This window comes from Verrucomicrobiota bacterium (genome assembly GCA_016871675.1).
GTDB lineage: Bacteria > Verrucomicrobiota > Verrucomicrobiia > Limisphaerales > VHCN01 > VHCN01.
Genome location: VHCN01000149.1, coordinates 1 through 1,515, shown reverse-complemented (window position 1 = coordinate 1,515; position 1,515 = coordinate 1). Strand labels below are relative to the sequence as shown.

Annotated in this window: 2 protein-coding genes; one reads left to right on the top strand and one right to left on the bottom strand. The window is 66.9% G+C overall.

Annotated features, from left to right (window positions below; genetic code table 11):
* Window positions 1–1,202 (bottom strand): LamG domain-containing protein (locus FJ386_15545; protein ID MBM3878100.1); only part of this gene is annotated, 1,202 nt, incomplete at its 3' end.
* A 108-nt stretch (window positions 1,203–1,310) separates the two neighbouring features.
* Between FJ386_15545 and FJ386_15540 the strand changes: the two genes are divergently transcribed.
* A partial coding sequence (locus tag FJ386_15540; GenBank protein MBM3878099.1) for a carbamoyl-phosphate synthase subunit L occupies window positions 1,311–1,515 on the top strand: 205 nt, incomplete at its 3' end.

Below are 1,515 nucleotides of genomic sequence, written 5' to 3'. Positions count from 1 at the left end.
GGGACGAAGACCCCCTGCCCGTGCTTGTAACCCGGCGGCGTGACGGCCATGCCGATGGGGCCGCGCAACTTGCCCAAGCCGTCCCAGAAGAGTTCGGCCTTGTCCTCGAGGCCGTCGCCGTCCGTGTCGGAGAGCAGCCAGATTTGTCCGTTGTAGCCGAGCGCGTAGAGCTTGCCGTCGGCGCGATACTTGAGCGTGTTGATGTTCTTGAGTTCTAGCGGCAGCTCGCGCACGACGAAGCCCGGCACAAGCATCTGCACGGGCGCGGCGTTGGCGACCGTCTCCCATGCGCGCCAGCCGCCGGGCGTGTTGCCGAAGGCGAGCTGCTGCAGCGATGCGTGCTTCTCGGTGAGATACTTCTCCACCGCCTGCCGCTCCGCCTGCGGCAGCACGCGGCTGAAGACCAGCACCTCGGCGATGTCGCCGTCGAGGAAGCCCTGAGTGTGCGGCGGCTCGGTCGAATTCGAAAAGCAGCGCGCGCCGACCGTGAAGTCCTCCATGCGCAGCACCGAACCCGCGGCGCGCTCGCGGCGGCCCTGCGCGGAGCCGTCCACGAAGAGCCGCGCGCCGTTCGTGCCGGGCTGCGACGTGACGGCGAGCACCTGCCAGCGGTTGAACGCGCCGGGTTGCGTGCGGAGATTCTGCTGGCCCGCCATGCCCGCGCCCTCGACGTTGACGACGGAGAAATTCGGCGTGGCCGCGCCGCCGAGATCGAGATTGAAGCCGGACGAGTAATCGTTTCGACCCGTCTCGCTAAACGCGAGCAGTCCACGGAAAAACCCCGCGTTCGAGCGCGGCGCTGCGACGACGAACACCGTGCAGTTTGTCAGCGCCCGACGGAGCAGTGAAGCGGACAGCGAATCGTCCTTGCCATCGAATCGCAGGAAGGCCGCGCCACCGGCAGCCTGAAACTTCGGCCGCGACTCCGCCGCGCGCTGCGAGACGTCGAGCCTGTTGCCCGAGGCGTCGAGCAGCACGTCCACCGGCGAGTTGTGCGCGAGCGCGGGCAGCTTGAGTAGCTGGCGCGCGGCGTTTTGCTTCGTCGCATCGAGCCAGATCACGAGGTTGCTCGTGACGGCCAGCCGCGCATCGGCCCACGGTTCGGCGGCAGGCGTCGCCGTCGGGAGTAGGGCGAGGCCGAGGAGAACAGCGCGGCGGCTCTTCATGAAGAGGATGTTCGCGAGAATTGAACTCCGTCGCATCGCGGACTCCAAGCCCAAAGACGCGGATTCCCGCACGCCGTCGCTCGAGCGCGGCTAAAATTGACTGACAACCGGCGCGCGATGGCTTTTAGTCGCGCGGCCTTTCGTATGCCCAAACGCACTGACATTCACTCGGTCCTCATCATTGGCGCCGGCCCGATCATCATCGGCCAGGCGTGCGAGTTCGATTACTCCGGCACCCAGGCCTGCAAGGCGCTCAAGGAGGAGGGCTACCGCGTCGTCCTCGTGAACTCGAACCCGGCCACCATCATGACCGACCCGGAGTTCGCCGACCGCACCTACATCGAGCCCA